Annotated in this window: 14 protein-coding genes; 6 read left to right on the top strand and 8 right to left on the bottom strand. The window is 60.6% G+C overall.

The features are described 5' to 3' along the window. Positions 1-70: 70 nt before the first annotated feature. A complete protein-coding gene (locus tag NW807_RS08390; RefSeq protein WP_414425813.1) occupies positions 71-718 on the top strand; it encodes a universal stress protein in 648 nt (215 codons plus the stop codon). Here NW807_RS08390 and NW807_RS08385 read toward each other — a convergent pair. The 5 genes from NW807_RS08385 to purM form a co-directional block, all read right to left on the bottom strand. After that, entirely contained in the window at positions 715-2,124 is a 1,410-nt protein-coding gene (locus NW807_RS08385; protein ID WP_414425812.1) for a DUF4340 domain-containing protein, read from the bottom strand. The genes NW807_RS08390 and NW807_RS08385 overlap by 4 nt on opposite strands. Before the next feature lie 18 nt (positions 2,125-2,142). After that, entirely contained in the window at positions 2,143-3,711 is a 1,569-nt protein-coding gene (locus NW807_RS08380; protein ID WP_414425811.1) for a GldG family protein, read from the bottom strand. A 24-nt stretch (positions 3,712-3,735) separates the two neighbouring features. Further along, positions 3,736-4,521, bottom strand: coding sequence for an ABC transporter permease (locus tag NW807_RS08375; RefSeq protein ID WP_414393689.1), 786 nt, complete (start codon positions 4,519-4,521; stop codon positions 3,736-3,738). Next, a complete protein-coding gene (locus tag NW807_RS08370; RefSeq protein WP_414425810.1) occupies positions 4,518-5,528 on the bottom strand; it encodes an ABC transporter ATP-binding protein in 1,011 nt (336 codons plus the stop codon). Before NW807_RS08370 ends, NW807_RS08375 begins: the two co-directional genes overlap by 4 nt. 138 nt (positions 5,529-5,666) lie before the next feature. Then, positions 5,667-6,713 carry a phosphoribosylformylglycinamidine cyclo-ligase gene (purM, locus tag NW807_RS08365; protein WP_414425809.1) on the bottom strand — a complete coding sequence of 349 codons (1,047 nt, stop codon included), beginning with the start codon at positions 6,711-6,713 and terminating at the stop codon, positions 5,667-5,669. Positions 6,714-6,952: 239 nt separating this feature from the next. Between purM and NW807_RS08360 the strand changes: the two genes are divergently transcribed. Next, a complete protein-coding gene (locus NW807_RS08360) occupies positions 6,953-7,933 on the top strand; it encodes a septal ring lytic transglycosylase RlpA family protein (RefSeq protein ID WP_414425808.1) in 981 nt (326 codons plus the stop codon). Here NW807_RS08360 and NW807_RS08355 read toward each other — a convergent pair whose 3' ends face one another. Then, the gene (locus NW807_RS08355; RefSeq protein ID WP_414405331.1) at positions 7,934-8,932 is read right to left on the bottom strand and encodes a ribose-phosphate pyrophosphokinase; all 999 of its coding nucleotides are present in this window, start codon (positions 8,930-8,932) and stop codon (positions 7,934-7,936) included. A 129-nt stretch (positions 8,933-9,061) separates the two neighbouring features. Between NW807_RS08355 and NW807_RS08350 the strand changes: the two genes are divergently transcribed. The 3 genes from NW807_RS08350 (at position 9,062) to NW807_RS08340 (ending at position 12,846) form a co-directional block, all read left to right on the top strand. Then, positions 9,062-9,967, top strand: coding sequence for an SDR family oxidoreductase (locus NW807_RS08350; protein ID WP_414425807.1), 906 nt, complete (start codon positions 9,062-9,064; stop codon positions 9,965-9,967). A gap of 80 nt (positions 9,968-10,047) precedes the next feature. Continuing rightward, positions 10,048-11,934, top strand: coding sequence for an ATP-dependent zinc metalloprotease FtsH (gene ftsH, locus NW807_RS08345; RefSeq protein WP_414425806.1), 1,887 nt, complete (start codon positions 10,048-10,050; stop codon positions 11,932-11,934). A 90-nt stretch (positions 11,935-12,024) separates the two neighbouring features. Then, entirely contained in the window at positions 12,025-12,846 is an 822-nt protein-coding gene (locus NW807_RS08340) for a class I SAM-dependent methyltransferase (protein ID WP_414425805.1), read from the top strand. Here the strand turns inward: NW807_RS08340 and NW807_RS08335 are convergent. After that, the gene (locus NW807_RS08335; protein ID WP_414425804.1) at positions 12,843-13,472 is read right to left on the bottom strand and encodes a hypothetical protein; all 630 of its coding nucleotides are present in this window, start codon (positions 13,470-13,472) and stop codon (positions 12,843-12,845) included. The two genes, NW807_RS08340 and NW807_RS08335, sit on opposite strands and share 4 nt — an antisense overlap. A gap of 83 nt (positions 13,473-13,555) precedes the next feature. Beyond that, a complete protein-coding gene (gene dnaA / locus NW807_RS08330; protein ID WP_414425871.1) occupies positions 13,556-14,959 on the bottom strand; it encodes a chromosomal replication initiator protein DnaA in 1,404 nt (467 codons plus the stop codon). A gap of 217 nt (positions 14,960-15,176) precedes the next feature. On the opposite strand from dnaA, the gene rpmH reads away from it, so the two are divergent. After that, positions 15,177-15,317 (top strand): 50S ribosomal protein L34, encoded by a 141-nt coding sequence (gene rpmH / locus NW807_RS08325; protein ID WP_414393711.1) that lies wholly within the window; start codon positions 15,177-15,179, stop codon positions 15,315-15,317. The last annotated feature ends 22 nt before the right edge of the window (positions 15,318-15,339 follow it).

The raw sequence follows: 15,339 nt of genomic DNA, 5'->3' as shown, positions 1-15,339 counted from the left end.
GTTGCCAATCTGCCTAGTTCGTTCAAGATATCTGGGGTTTTCTCACCCAAATCTTCTACAACACAGATAGGTGGGGCAGAGCAGAGGGGAGCTTGGAGTCGAGGGAAAAGGGGTCAGAGGTCAACCCCGAAGTCACGCTGCTTCTGCCTTGTGCCCCGCTGTTAGCCATCTGGAGGAAGCCGATATGTTCAGCAGGATTTTGGTGGCATTGGATCGGTCGGAGCTGAGCGAAGGGGTATTTCAAGGGGCTCTGCAGGTGGCAAAAGCCATGCAGGCCGAGATGATGATCCTCCATGTTCTGTCTCAGGAAGAGCCGGGTGCCCCAGAGCCGCCGATGATCCTGGGGGTGGACTATAGCTCCGCCATCAGGGCCGAGCTGTGGCAGTCCTACCGGGAGCAATGTGCCATCTTCGAGCAAAACCAGATCGACTACCTGCGCTCGCTGGTGGAGAAAGCGGCTGAGCACGGGATCCGTGCTGAGTACAGCCTCAACTACGGCAACCCCGGTCGGGTCATCTGCGATCTGGCCCGCTCTTGGGATGCGGACTTGGTGGTGGTGGGCCGCCGCGGCCACTCCGGCCTGAGCGAGCTGTTTTTGGGCAGCGTCAGCAACTACGTGCTCCACCGCGCCCCCTGCTCAGTTCTCACCATCCAAGGGGAGACCCTGAAGAAGGGATCCCAGCCCCAGGCAAACCAGGTGGCTGCCCCGCCATCCTAGGGCGAAGCGGTGGGAGCAGGCGTTCCTTCCTCTGCCCCTTTCTCCTCCAGAAGACGCTTGACCTCTGTTTCAATGCTGTTGAAGGTGCTAAGGTCAAGCACAGCGATATCGGGCTGGCGGCTGCTGCGAGCGTAGGCCCGCAGGCCAGCAGAGCTTAGGCTCAGGGTCAAAGGCTCCTGCTCCGTCTCAGGCTTGGGTGCAATGTCAAGGGTAAGGTCGGGAGCAGCTAGGGCCTTTTGAGCGTCGGGATCGGTTGCGGGCACGAACTCCTTGGCGCGGGCAGCGTTGAGGCTGGCAAAGAGGGAGCTGAGGTTGACTACCTGGCCGGGCCGTTCTGGGTTTTCCCAGCGCACCTCCAGGGATCCCTTCTCCTGGGGCAGAGGGTTGAGGGTAACTCGCTCCTCCAGCAACTCCAGGGTAACTTGACCTACCTGGTTGGGGTTGAGGCGGGCGAGGCGGTGATCCCGCAGCTCCTCTAGGTCAGCGCGGAGGATGTCGGCAGTGCTAGTGAGGAGGGTAGCCACCGCCGGGTGCTCAGAGGTGATGACGTACACTTGGCCCTCTTTTTCCGAGCCCAAGGCTACGCTCAGGGTTTTGCCGTCCTTAAGCTCAACGGTTAGCTGGGCAGAAGGCTGCTCCAGACCATAGGAAGCTAGCTCCGCCTTGGTTTCAGCCGGAAACTCCACCGCTTGCAGGCGAGACAGCGTACTGAGCAGACGGTCGACATTGAGGTCATCAGCAGGCAGCACCCGGGGCTCGACAATCTGCCAAGTCTCTTCTTGCCGCTGCAAACGGACGACCTCTGCCTCGGCTAGTTGCACTTGGAGAGAGTTCACCGCTGCCCTATCAAAGCTCAGCAGGGTTTTGTCCCGCAAAGCCAAGAGGGAAGGCAGCAGGGATCCCTTTTGGCTGCTGGCAAGAAGCACTACTTTTCCCCCTTCGGGCTGGGCGTAGAAGCCAGAGCCGTCGAAGTTGTCATTGCCGATGGCCAGCCGGTAGGGCTCCCCTTCTTTGGGGAAGAGGGCAATCTGCTGGCGCGGCTGATCCAGGCCAAAGGCAGCTAGATCGTTAGCTTCCTCCAAGGTTAGCTGAGGCGTGAGGCGGGAGAAGGTGTTGAGCAACTGCTCCACCGGGAAGTCCAGCGCCGCTGACTGGATAGGCTGGCGGATGCGCCAACGGGATCCCTTTTCTCCTTCCGGGGTCCGCTCCAGGAGGATAACTTCTGGCTGGCTGTCTTTCTGCTGGCGGATCTCGATGCGGGCAATGGTGTCGGGGGCAAAGTGGAAGAGCCGCGCCCGCTCCGCCTGCTGCTGCTGGCGCAGTTGCTGAAAGCTGTCAAGGAGGAAGTACCCCAGAAGAGCAGCCACTGCCAAGCCCAAGAGAATCCAGGTGCTGCGCTTGAACATGCTTGTCCTCCTCCAGCTCTACCGCCTTTGCCACCAGAGCACGGCTCCCGATCCCAACGCCACCAGCGGCAGCAGCACTGTTGATCCCAGGATCAACCAGCGGAAGTTTTGTTCCGTCAACGTGAGACGGCGGTCGGTAATGGACTTGGGGCGGATGGAGATTTGTTCCGTTCGCTCAGCAAGCCAGTTGAGGGTGTTGAGGAAAAGATCGCGGTTGCCCTGCTGCCGCAAGTTGCCGTTGAGGGCAAAGTTGACATTGCCAACCACCACCAAGCGGGCCTCTGGCGGCGCCCCCTGGGATTCTGACTCCTTCTTCTCGCTATCTAGGCGGCGGGTCAAGGCTACGCCGAGGGTTAGGGGGCCGGGCTTGTCTTGATCTGGCTCAAACTGCAGTGGGCCGCTTTCCAGATTGGGGCTGGTTTCCCCCCAGCTCTGGGGGCTGCTGCGCAGCAGAGGGGTAGCTTGGATCCCTTGCCGCTCTTGGGTTTCCACCGAGCGAGCTAGAGGGAAAAGGGTCATCAGCCGCTGGGCAGCTAGCGGGGCAGTGATGGGGTGATCCCCGTAGTCCGTAACCAAGGCTACGGCTGGCCCTGTCCCCAGAAGCTGGCTGATGCTGCTGACCTCCAGGATGAGGTCATCCTTTAGAACCACGCCCCACTCTTGCAGCAAGGGATCCAGGCCGGCATCCACCCGCGGCCCAATCAAGACCAGCAGCCGCCCTCCCTTGGCGAGATAGTCCTGCAGCTTCTCCACCTCGCCAGGAAACAGAGCCCGCTGCGGCCCCGCCAACACCACTACATCCGCCTCCTCGGGGATCTCGGCCTGGACAAGGTTCAAGGGCTCCACCCGATAGCCCTCCTGCTTGAGAGCGGCCACCGCCTGGGCCAGGGTTGGGGTGCCCTCTCGAGCTTCTAGGCTTACTTCCCCATGTCCCTGGACAAAATAGGCCACCACCTCGCCGCGGTTGACCACCTTGGCCAGCACCGGGGTGAGCTTACTCTCCAACTCAGGGGCGGGTGGCTGGGGCAGTTGCTGGCGGCTGTTTCCAGCTTCCACCACCAGCGTGTTGTTCTGGGTTACCTGCAGCCGCTGGACGGTGAGAGGATCGCGGTTGGGATCGACGAACTCAAACTGGAAGCGGTCGGGGTTGAGGCGGCGGTAGCGCTCCAGCTGTTCCCGCAGGTTGGGATCGGGAGCGGTGGTTACCGCCCAGACTTTAACAGGTTGCGCCAGTCCCTGCACCAGCTGCCGGGTCTGAGGCGACAGGGTAAACAGGCCCTCCTCGGTGAGATCCAGGCGCAGGTCGTAGCGCACCGCCACCACATTCACCAGCACCAGAATGACGGCCATAGCCGTCACCGCCACCAGGATGTTGGCGTTGGTTTGAGTAGAGCGCAGGCCCAGGAAGACGCCGACTTCCCGTTGGTGGGTGAGGCCCCACACCACCACTAGGGCCAGGCCTGCTGCCAGCAGGCTCAGCGGCACAGCCGTCCAGCCCGTGAGGATAGCCCCCACCACTAGCCCAATGGCGATGACGCCCAGCCCAAGGATCCCCGTCCAATCTGCAAGTACCCGCCAATCCTTCATCAGCACACGTCTCCCAGGACAACCCTAGCCTTGCTGCCAGCGCAGGCTTTCCACCGCTTGCACCGTGGCAAACAACCCCAGCAGGATGATGCTGAGGAAAAGGACGATGCTACTGCTGCTGAGGATCCCTTGCACCCAGTTGCTGTACTGCTGCAGCAGCGAGACATGCCGCAGGGTAGCGGCAATCCACGTGTTTTCCTGGCCCGCTGCAGCGTCGATGACCCAAAGCAGCAGGATGAGCCCAAAGGTGGCCACTGCAGCAATGAGGGTGCTGTCGGTTAGGGAAGAGATGAACAACCCCAAAGCCATGACGCTGCCGGCCAGCAGAGCAAGCCCTACGTAGCCCATTAGGGTTAGGCGGTAGTCCACTGCTGGGTTAGAACTGCTCAGCACCAGCACGTGGTAAACCAGAGGCGGCAGCAGCAAGGTAATGAAGAACACCCACACCGCCAGCCACTTGCCCAGGGCCACCTCCAGGTTGGTAATGGGGGAAGTGGCCAGCAGCTCCATGGTGCCCCGCCGCCGCTCTTCGGCATAGGAGCTCATGGTGAAGATGGGCAATAGAAATAAGGAAAGGGTGCCCAGCAGATTGAGAAACTGCTGCGACAGGATGGTGGCAGCATCAAAAGGGTTCTCCTGGCCAAACTGGGCAAACAGATCCACCTGCTGGGAAAAATTGATGACCCGCACCAAGATGTTGACGAAGAAAAACCCTGCCAGCCCCCAAAACACTGCCGCCACCACATAGGCAATGGGGGAGGTGAAGTAGCCGCGCAGCTCTTTGCGGAAAATGGCAACCACGCCGTTCATGCCGCTTCCTCCAACGCGCCTGCTGCTTCCTCTTGGGTGGTGAGCTGCAGGAAAATTTCTTCCAGAGAAGCCTGAGGACGGCCAATCTCGTAGAGGTCGATCCCTGCCTGCACCAGAGCCCTGGCCACCTCTGGGATCCAGCCCTCTGCGGAAGCATTGCTCTTGAGCTGCACCTGCCAGCGAGGGGGATCCGCGGCCAAGGGCTGTACACTTACCACCTCCACGTGCAGCAGGTTCTGCAGGGCTGCTCGAATGGCCGCTTCCTCGGCTGCCCCCACTACCAGCTTTGCCTGCTGCCGATCCTGCAGCTGAGCCGTCAGCTCAGCGGGCGTGCCGACAGCTGCCACCTGGCCGCGGTTGATAATCACCACCCGGTCGCAGGTCATGCTTACCTCCGGCAGGATGTGGGTGGAGAGGATAATGGTGTGCTCTCCTGCCAGGCTTTTGATCAGGTTGCGCACTTCGATAATCTGCTTGGGATCCAGCCCAATGGTGGGCTCGTCGAGGATGATCACCGGCGGGTCGTGCACCAGAGCTTGGGCCAGGCCCACCCGCTGCTTGTACCCCTTGGAGAGCTTGCGGATAAGGGTGTGGCGCCTGTCTTCCAGACTGCAGCGGCGGATGACCTCGTCTACTCGCCTAGGTCGGTCACCGGCACTGACCCGCTTGATCTGGGCCACAAAGTGCAGGTAGGCCTCCACCGTCATATCGGGGTAGAGGGGCGGGTTTTCCGGCAAATATCCAATGCGCTGCCGCACCGCCATCGGGTTTTCGTGCACATCAAACCCAGCCACCCGCGCCGTTCCTTCCGTAGCAGGTAGATACCCTGCCAAAATGCGCATCGAGGTGGTCTTGCCGGCGCCGTTGGGCCCCAAAAACCCCATGATCTCGCCGGCATTGACCTGGAAAGAGATATCGCGGATGGCGGTAAAGCGGCCGTAGGTTTTGCTGAGGTGCTCCACTTCAATGGCAGCTCTGGCTACTGGAGCCGTGGGTAAACCGGTCATTGGCGCTTCCTCGCCTAGGGAGTTAGCGGCAGTTGTTGGCCTAGAAGGCCTAAGGCAGACGCCGAGGCCATCTGCAAACTTAGCATAGCGACGCTCAGCAGGAGCACAGGGGATCCCCATCCCCCTTTTGGTGGGGACTCAAGGCGCTAGGGATCCCCACTCCTCCAGCCCCAAGACCCGGCTCTCCCCAGGGCGGGCCGCTACCACCTCCCCAATGGGGAAGGCTTCGGGGAGCAAGGATCTCACCCGATTCTCCTCCTCAGGAGGGATCACCAGCACGTAGCCCACCCCCAAGTTGAAGGTGTTGAACATCTCCAAGGTTTCCACCTGGCCCTGCTCCTGCAGCCAGAGAAACTCCGGCGGAACTTGCCAACTGTGGGGCTCTATCCGCGCCGCCTGGTCAGGAGCCAAACAACGGGGCAGGTTTTCCGGGATGCCGCCGCCGGTGATGTGGGCCATGCCGTGGAGCTTGACCCCTGCTGCCTGGAGTTTCTGCACTGCCTGGACATAGATGCGGGTGGGGGTGAGAAACACCTCTGCCAACGGTCGATCCCAGCCAGGGGGTTGGTAATCCCAAGGCCAGCGCCGCTCGGCCACAATGTGCCGCACCAGGCTAAAGCCGTTGCTGTGCAGGCCGCTGCTGGGCAAGGCCCACAGCCGATCCCCCAACTGCACCCGCGCCGTGTCTAGGATATCTGCCTTGTCCACGATCCCGACACAAAATCCTGCCAGGTCGTACTTTCCAGGCAGGTAAAATCCCGGCATCTCCGCCGTCTCCCCTCCCAGCAGTTGGCATTCGGCTTCCTGGCAGCCCGCTAAGATGCCATCGATGACTTGCCAGAGGGCTTCCAGCTCCAGCTTGCCAGTGGCAATGTAGTCCAGGAAAAACAGCGGCCTGGCTCCCACCGTCAGCACATCGTTGACACACATGGCCACCAGGTCGATGCCGACGCCGCGGTGCTGCCCCCACTGCTGGGCAATCTCCAGCTTAGTCCCCACTCCATCGGCAGCGGCAACCAGCACCGGGGCAAGGTAGCCCTTTGGCAGCTCAAACAAGCCGGCAAAGCCGCCAATGCCCCCCAAAAGTCCTGGGGAACCTGCACCAAACCGCTCAACGCGCTCCCGAATCCCTTGGACAAAAGCGCGTCCGCGAGCGATGTCAACCCCTGCTGAGCGGTAGTCCAAGATGCCGAAAGGCCTTGTGATAACTGGGCTTGGGCTTTTGCGCCTGGGCGGGCAAAGCCGTCACCTTAAGAATCCATGGTACATTAACTTCCGTTGTTTTAACCCTCGCGTTGGAAGTTGGACGAGTTGAAGAGGAGCGCGGCCTCATGCGAACTCAAAAATGGCTCGGACAGGGACTGGCTCCTGCCCCCAAGCTGGGCTTGGTTAGCTGTCTCTGTGTCACAGCCTTGAGCTGGCCCATGGGCCTGCTGAGTGAGGCAAGGGCCCAAGCGTCAGCCCGCAGGGGATCTGCCCCCACCCACGCAACAGAGCTACCGCTGGAAAACCCTTCGCTCTCCCCTGCTGCCGATCTGGTCTTTGCTCCCCAGTCCAAGGCTTCCCTTCCCGCAAAACTTGGCACCTTGAACCTGCAGGACTTTTCCCCTCAGGCAAGTTTCTCCCCGCTACCTGAAGAGCCTATCCTCAAGATTGGCGAACAGCAGCAGCCTGCTCTTCAACCCATTGCCACCCTCTACTCCTACGCAATGGACGGGCGGCAGGCAGTAACCGTCTATGTGCGGGACTTGCCCATCGTCACCTTTATCGAGCACCCTCGCTTGGAGCCGCCGCTGCTCCGGGCCAGTTCTCTGGTGGCCCAGCTCAACCAAATGGCGCAGGGATCCTTGAAAGACACCACCATCACCCTAGCTTGGACGGAGTTCCAAGCCGGAGATCCCCTCTATGCCGTTCAGGTCAACGACAAGGAACTGTTGCGCATTGACGAGGGCGTGCTGCTGGTGGATAACCAACGCCCAGTGGATACCGCTCTTTTGGCCGCCAATCGGCTGCGCCGGCTGTTGCTGGATGCCCCTCCTCTCCCCGCTCCCACCTTGCCGCAGCTTGCCACTCTACCTGCCAGGGCCGCCGCTCGGCCGCCGCAAAGGACAGCTCAGCAGGATCCCCTTTTCATGGTCGAGCGAGTGCAGGAAGGGATCGCCTCCTGGTACGACCTGCACCCCACTCGGCATGAGATGACGGCAGCCCACCCTACTCTGCCCTTCGGGACCGAGGTGCGGGTAACCAACCTGAAAAATGGCCGCCAGGCAGTGGTGCGCATCAACGATCGCGGCCCCTTTATCCCAGGTCGGATCATCGACCTCTCCTTGCGGGCGGCAGAAGCCCTGGGCATGGTCCGCGCAGGACTTGCCCCAGTGCGCCTGGAAGTGCTACGGCGCCGCTAGTTAGTGGAACATGCTGCTGACAGAGCTATCTTCGTGGATACGCCAGATGGCTTCCCCTAGGACACTGGCCACCGAAAGGATGGTGAGGCCGGGGAACTGCTTCTCTGGAGGAACAGGAATGGTGTTGGTGACAATCACCTCTTCAAAGAGGCCACCCCGTAGGCGCTCAATAGCGGGATCGGAAAAGACGGGATGAATGGCACAGGCGTAAACTGCCTTGGCTCCCGCCTTGCGCAGCAACTTTGCCCCTTCAGAGATAGTGCCCGCCGTGTCGATCATGTCATCCACAAGGATGGCAATCTTGCCCCGCACGTCGCCGATGAGGTTCATGACCTCCACATCGTTGTGGGCCTGGCGGCGCTTGTCAATGATAGCTAGCGGAGCTTCCTTGAGTTTTTTGGCAAAAGCCCGAGCCCGGGCTACGCCGCCCACGTCAGGAGACACAACCACAATGTCTTCCTCCAGCAGGCCCTTTTCCTTGAGGTAGGCCTGAAGAACCGGCTGGGCATAGACGTGGTCAAGGGGGATGTCGAAGTAGCCCTGGATCTGGGCCGAGTGCAGATCCATGGCCAGCACCCGGTGGGCTCCCGCCTGAGTAATCATGTTGGCCACCAGCTTGGCGGTGATGGCTTCCCGCCCTGCAGTCTTGCGGTCGGCGCGGGCGTAGCCGTAGTAGGGCAAAACGGCAGTGATCTGGCGGGCAGAGGCGCGGCGGCAGGCGTCAATGATCACCAACAGCTCCATGAGGTGATCGTTGACTGGGCGGCAGGTGGGTTGGATTAAGTAAACATCAGCGCCGCGAATTGACTCCTGGATTTGAATGTACAGCTCGCCATCGGCAAAGCGCTTGCGCAGGATTGGCCCTAGATCCAAGCCCAAATATCGAGCTACCTCCTGGGCCAGGGCTGGATTGGCACTGCCGGAAAATATCTTCAGTCGGTTGCTCTCAGAAACAGGCGGCGGCGGGGAGGGACGAAGAAAGGGGGCAGAGCGAACCACAGATCGGTGTTGAACTCGTCCGTAGTAGCGCCCGAAGGCATGCTTCGCTATCGTAGCATCAGCTTTTCCCCCCTCAGCAACTAGGTTGAAGTCCATCTAGGATGGAGAAAGTTTGCAGGGAGGAAAGCCATGCCTTCACTTGCCAATCAGGTGGTGCTGATTACGGGGGCCTCTGCCGGCATTGGGAAGGCCGTCGCCCTGGAAGCAGCCAAACGCGGAGCTTGCCTGGTGCTAGCGGCCCGCCGCGCGAAGCTGCTGCAAGAGGTCAAAACCTTGGTGGAGAAGCACGGAGTAGAGGCGCTGGCAGTGCCCACCGACATGGCCGATACCGCCCAGGTGGAGGCGCTGGCCCAAAAGGCCCTAGAGCACTTTGGCCGAGTGGACATCCTGGTCAACAACGCCGGCTACGGCCAAATGGGGCCCGTGGAAGAGGTGGATGTGGCGGCGATGCGGCGCCAGTTTGAGGTCAATGTGTTTGGCCTGCACGCCCTTACCCGCGCCCTCTTGCCCCAAATGCGGGAACGGGGCAGCGGCCGCATCCTTAACCTTAGCTCCGTGGCTGGCCAGATCTCGATGCCCTTCAGCGGCGTCTACAACGCCACCAAGTTTGCCGTGGAGGCCCTCAGCGATGCCTTGCGGGTGGAAGTAGCTCCCTTTGGCATCAAAGTTATTGTGATCGAGCCGGGGCCGGTGGCCACCGAGTTTAGCCGCGTGGCTGAAGAGACCTTTGCTGCCGTTGTCAATCCCAACGGCCCCTACAAGGCCATCTTGGGCAAAGCTGCCGAGCTGGCCCGCTCTTTTAACAGAATGGCCTGGCCAGTGGAAAAGGTGGTAGAGCCGATCCTACGGGCCATGACCGACCCTCATCCTTCCGACCGCTACACTGCTTTTGCAGGCGGCAAGTTGGCTCTGGGGCTGATGCGGCTAATGCCGGCCGCTCTAGCTGACGCTATGTGGCGACGTGTCTATGGCCTCCCTATCTCGGCCCCGGTGCCCGCTAGGGCAAAGGAACCTACTGCCGCCGGGATCCCCTAGCCTCTGTGGGGTTGTGCCTGGTAGGAGCAAGAGGTTAAGTTTGTTAAAGGACTTTTAATGATGGGGTGTCCTTCTTCCTTATGAACAAGCTGCTTTCCCCCCAGCGCTGGTTGATGGCTCTTGTGCTGGGCTTCTGTCTCTGGCAGGGCTTTAGCCTAGATCCTGCTCACGCCGCCTTGGCCTCTGCCCTTACCTACGACCGCTTCTTGCGCTATGTCGAGGAGGGGCGCGTTACCGATGTGCGCCTTCTAGACAACAACCTGGTGGCAGAAGTTACGGCTATCGATCCCCAGACGCAGCGCTCCACCCGCTATCGGGTCAACCTACTGCCTACGACTGTGCCGCAACTGGTAGACCGCCTTACTAAGAAGGGGATCGAGGTGACGGTGGTGCCTAGCCGCGATGGCAGCGCCTTCTGGGCCATTCTAGGCAACCTGGTGATTCCCCTGATGCTTCTAGGGGGCCTGTTCTTACTCCTGCGCCGGGCAGGTGGGGGAGTGGGTGGCCCTGGGCAGGCCATCAACTTTGGCAAGTCGCGGGCACGCTTCCAAATGGAAGCCAAAACTGGCGTTACGTTCGACGACGTAGCCGGGATCGATGAGGCCAAAGAGGAGCTGCAGGAGGTGGTCACCTTCCTGAAGAAGCCGGAGCGCTTTACGGCCGTGGGGGCAAAGATCCCCAAAGGCGTGTTGTTGGTGGGGCCCCCGGGGACGGGGAAGACCCTCTTGGCCAAGGCGATTGCCGGCGAGGCAGGAGTGCCCTTTTTCAGCCTTTCCGGCTCCGAGTTTGTGGAGATGTTCGTCGGCGTGGGGGCCTCGCGGGTGCGAGATCTCTTCAGGAAAGCCAAGGAAAACGCCCCCTGCATCGTCTTCATTGACGAGATCGACGCCGTGGGTCGGCAGCGGGGGGCTGGCATTGGTGGCGGCAACGACGAGCGCGAGCAAACCCTTAACCAGTTGCTGACGGAAATGGATGGGTTTGAGGGCAACTCGGGTGTCATCGTTATTGCCGCAACCAACCGTCCGGATGTGCTGGATGCGGCTCTCCTGCGGCCTGGACGCTTCGACCGCCAGATCACGGTGGATCGACCCAGCTTTAAGGGCCGCTACGAGATCTTGCGCGTGCATGCCCGCAACAAGAAGCTGGCGGAAGAGGTCAGCCTCGAGGCCATTGCCCGCCGTACCCCTGGTTTTGCCGGCGCTGATCTGGCCAACCTGCTCAACGAGGCGGCCATCCTGGCGGCCCGTCGTCAGCATAAGGCCATCACCAACCAGGACATCGACGACGCCTTCGACCGCATCACCATCGGCCTGACCAAGCCGCCGCTGTTGGACGGGAAGAGCAAGCGCCTAATTGCTTACCACGAGTGCGGCCACGCCCTGTTGATGACCCTCTTGCCCCATGCGGATCCGTTGAACAAGGTGACCATCATCCCTCGTTCTGGGGGTGCCGGCGGTTTTGCCCAGCAACTGCCCAACGAGGAGCAGATTGACTCCGGCATGTACAGCCGCGCCTGGCTGTTGGATCGGGTGGTGGTCGGTTTTGGCGGTCGGGCAGCGGAGGAGATTGTCTTTGGCTACTCGGAAGTGACGACGGGGGCCAGCAACGACCTGCAGCAAAACACCAACCTGGTGCGGCAAATGGTGACCCGCTTTGGGATGTCCGAGTTGGGGCCGCTGATGTGGGATCCACCCAACAACGAAGTCTTTTTGGGCGGCGGCTGGATGAACCGCGTCGAGTACTCCGAAGATGTGGCGGCTAAGATCGATCGGCAGGTGCGGCAAATCCTGGAAAGCTGCTACCAGAAAGCCAAGCAGATCCTGCTCGAGCACCGCGCCCTGCTGGATCGTCTGGCCGACACCTTGGTGGAGCGGGAAACCCTGGATGGGGACGAGTTTCGGGCCATTGTGGCCGAGTACGTTCCCATTCCCGAGAAGATTGGCTTGCCCAGCCCAAAGACAGCCTAGGGATCCCCTCTGACTGCCGAATGGACTAGCTTAAGGGGGTAGTTGTCGGGGTCGTGGCCTGGCAACTGCCCTTTTGAGTCGGGTTCTCTCATGCGCTCTTTTCCGTCTGCTCTGCCAGCTCATCTTTACCGCTGCCTCAGCTGTGGTCAGGAAGGGCTGAGCCTGCCGCCAGCGCGGGAGCCAGGATTTGCTGTGGATCGGGTTTACTGTTCTCGCTGTGGCCAGGTTTACCCCATCCTCCCTTCCGGGGCAGTGGATTTTCTAGCCACCTCGCCAGCGCTGTCCCTCACTCCAGCCCAAGCCATTGCCCATCTGCCCGGCTTTGCCTGGGGTTACGACCGCCTCTGGCGGCCCTGGGCCCTGTCGCTGTTGTCGGGGGAAAGCTTTGGCAGCGAGCGAGAAGGCCAATTGCTGGCCGAGCTGGTGGGAGAGGCAGATCCGGTCTTGGACCTAGGCACGGCAGGAGGGTACTGGAGCCGCCTCCTCCTAGCCAGGGATCCGCAGCGGACGGTGATTGGTCTGGACAATGCGGCGGGGGTGCTGGCAGAGGCAGCCCAACAAGCCCAGCCCCAATGGCAGCACTACAGCCTGGTGCGGGCGCGGGCGGAGCAGCTTCCCCTGGCCTCTGGAGCCTTTGGGGCAGTAATTAGCGGCGCCACCTTAAACGAGGTGCCGTTGGATCCCTGTCTGGAGGAAGTGGCTCGCATCTTGCGTCCCGGAGGCATCCTGGTGTCCATGCACAGTCAGCCGGTTCAGGGGTGGGGGCAGGTGGTGCAGCGCTGGCTGGAGACGACAGGACTCCGCTTTTTCTCTGCCGATGAGCTGCGCCAGCACCTGGAAGCAGCAGGGCTGCAGTTGGAGCGCTATCTCAGTTTTGGCTGGGTAGCTTTTGTGCAGGCGGTGCGCCGCTAAGGGATCCACTCCAGGCCAACTCCAAAGCTGGATTCCCGCGCTAGGGTGGAGTGGCGCAGGCTGTAGCGGGCAGCAAGACGAAAGGAAGGGCTGATAGCGTAGGCAGCTGTAAGCTCCGCCAGGGTAACCTGGACTTCTCTTGGCTCCTGAGGGGTCAGCCAGGTGTAGCTGGCGGTTAAGTCGGCAGCTTGGAGAGCTAGGGACAAGACAACGAAGGCCCCATAGCTCACACCCCTGAGGCGGCGGTTCTCTTGTTCCAATTCCAAGGCGCGGTAGCCCAGTTGGGGGGCTAGATTGAAGCGGGATCCCATAGGGGCAAGAAAGTAGCGCACCTCTAAGCCGTACTGGCGGACTACTGGGTTCTCAGAAGATTGGCGATAGTCGCCGCTGAGGGTGAGGCGATCCCCCAAGCGCAAGTCCTGCAAGGCAATTCGCCACGCAGAAGCCGACTCAAAACCCGCCTGCAAACGGGTGGGCAAAGCGGGAGTATTGCGGATTTCTTCCAGGAGATTGGGCGGGCCTTGCAGCCAGCGGCGCAACACGGGGCTATCGATTTGGCCCTCCAGCCCCAAAGTATCTCCCTGGGCGGTTGAGGTCAAATTGGCCCAGGCTGGCCACCGGGGCATCAGTCCAGCTCCAAGGAGCAACACACCCAAGCAAAGCCCTCTGCCCACTTCCCCCCTCCCTGCCAGCCCCACCTGGCCGAAAACTATTTGTTTCGGCTGTTGGCCATGATCCGCAGCCGCTGCGACAGGTTTTGCAGTTGCCGCTCAAGTTGCAAATCTTCCCGCTGCAACTGACTAATTTTTTCACAGCTATAGAGAACGGTGGTGTGATCTTTTCCACCAAAGTAGTCGCCAATTTTGGGCAAGCTGAGACGGGTATGTTGGCGCATCAAAAACATGGCAATTTGACGTGCATGACTGACGTCCCGCCTGCGGGAAGATCCCAATAGGCTCTCTTGGTCGATGCCAAATTCCTCACAGACTACATCAACAATCATATCGGGAGTAATTTCCTTGGGTTCGCTGGGAGGGTTGAGGATGGGCCGAATCGTCTCTACACTCATCGGCAAGCCAGAAATGGAGACGTAGGCAACGGCCCGGATGAGGGCACCCTCCAGCTCGCGGATGTTGCTGGTGTAGGTGGTGGCAATATATTCGATGACCTCCAGCGGCAAGCTCATCCCCTCATACTCAGCTTTTTTCTTGAGGATGGCCATACGGGTCTCGATGTCGGGCGGCTGAATTTCTGCAATCAAGCCCATTGAAAACCGAGAACAGAGTCGCTCCTGCAGCCGCGGGATTAGATGAGGGGAGCGGTCGGCGGCCAGCACAATCTGCTTGCCCGATTCATGGAGGGTATTAAAGGTGTGAAAAAACTCCTCCTGGGTGTACTCTTTGCCTTCAATAAATTGGATGTCGTCCACCAACAAAATATCCACATCTCGGTACTGCTCCCGAAAAGACTGCATACTGTCCCGCCGGATGGCGTCGATGAGATCGTTGGTAAAGCGCTCGGTGGACACGTAGAAGACCTTAGCCCGGGGATTGGCCTCTAGCTGGTAGTGGCCGATTGCCTGCATCAGGTGAGTTTTGCCTAGCCCTACCCCACCGCAGAGAAACAGAGGGTTGTAGGCCCGCCCCGGCTTGTCAGCCACGGCCAGGGCTGCAGCATGGGCCATGCGGTTGTTGGGGCCGACCACAAACCGCGAGAAGGAATACTTGGGGTTGAGCTCTGGTGCCCGCATAGGTAAGCTGCTGCCCCCCTCCAGCCCCCGAGGAACAGAATCCGGGAAACTGCCAGCGCAGTAGGAGCTTGGCCTCTCAACTGTCGAAGGAGGCTCTTCCGCAGCCAAGGCTTGGGGAGCAACGGAAAACTCTACCTGCAAAGGGATCCCTGCTACCCGCTGCACCACCTCGGTGATGGTAGAGGCATAGTGCTTCTGCAGCCAGCCTCGTGCCCATTCGCTGGGAGTGGAGATGGTGAGGCGGTTGCCCACCAACGACTCAGGCCGTGCTGTTTTGATCCAAGCCTCAAAGGTTGGCCGGCTGAGCTGCACTTGTAGATGGCCCAGAGCCTGATCCCAGAGCTGATCTAGGGAGATATCCACGCCACACACCCAGAGCGACACACCACAAACCCCGAGAGCTAAGCAGTGCCTCCACTCTCGGGATTCCCAATTTAACTGCTTGGCGTGGGGCCTCCAATCTACCCATTTTCCGATAGGTTTGCTAGCATGGCTTCTCAGTGACTGTCTTTAGGTGAACTGGATTGCCCCCTCGCCAGCCGCGGTGGGCTGTGTTGAAGTTGCGAGTTAGTTTCTCACCATGCCTCAGCGTACCCTTCGTGGCACCAATCGCAGACGCATTCGTGTTTCTGGGTTTCGAGCCAGAATGCGCACCCCAGGTGGGCGGCGAGTCCTGAAGCGGCGGCGGGCCAAGGGGCGTTATCGTCTGGCTGCTTGCTGAGGCACTCAACTCCCCTGCTAGA

Origin of the sequence: Synechococcus sp. R70.1 (assembly GCF_047461675.1) — a bacterium.
In the GTDB taxonomy this organism is placed as follows: Bacteria; Cyanobacteriota; Cyanobacteriia; order Thermostichales; family Thermostichaceae; genus Thermostichus.
The sequence above is the reverse complement of the archived record's forward strand: the minus strand, read 5'-3'. Positions and strand labels throughout refer to the sequence as shown.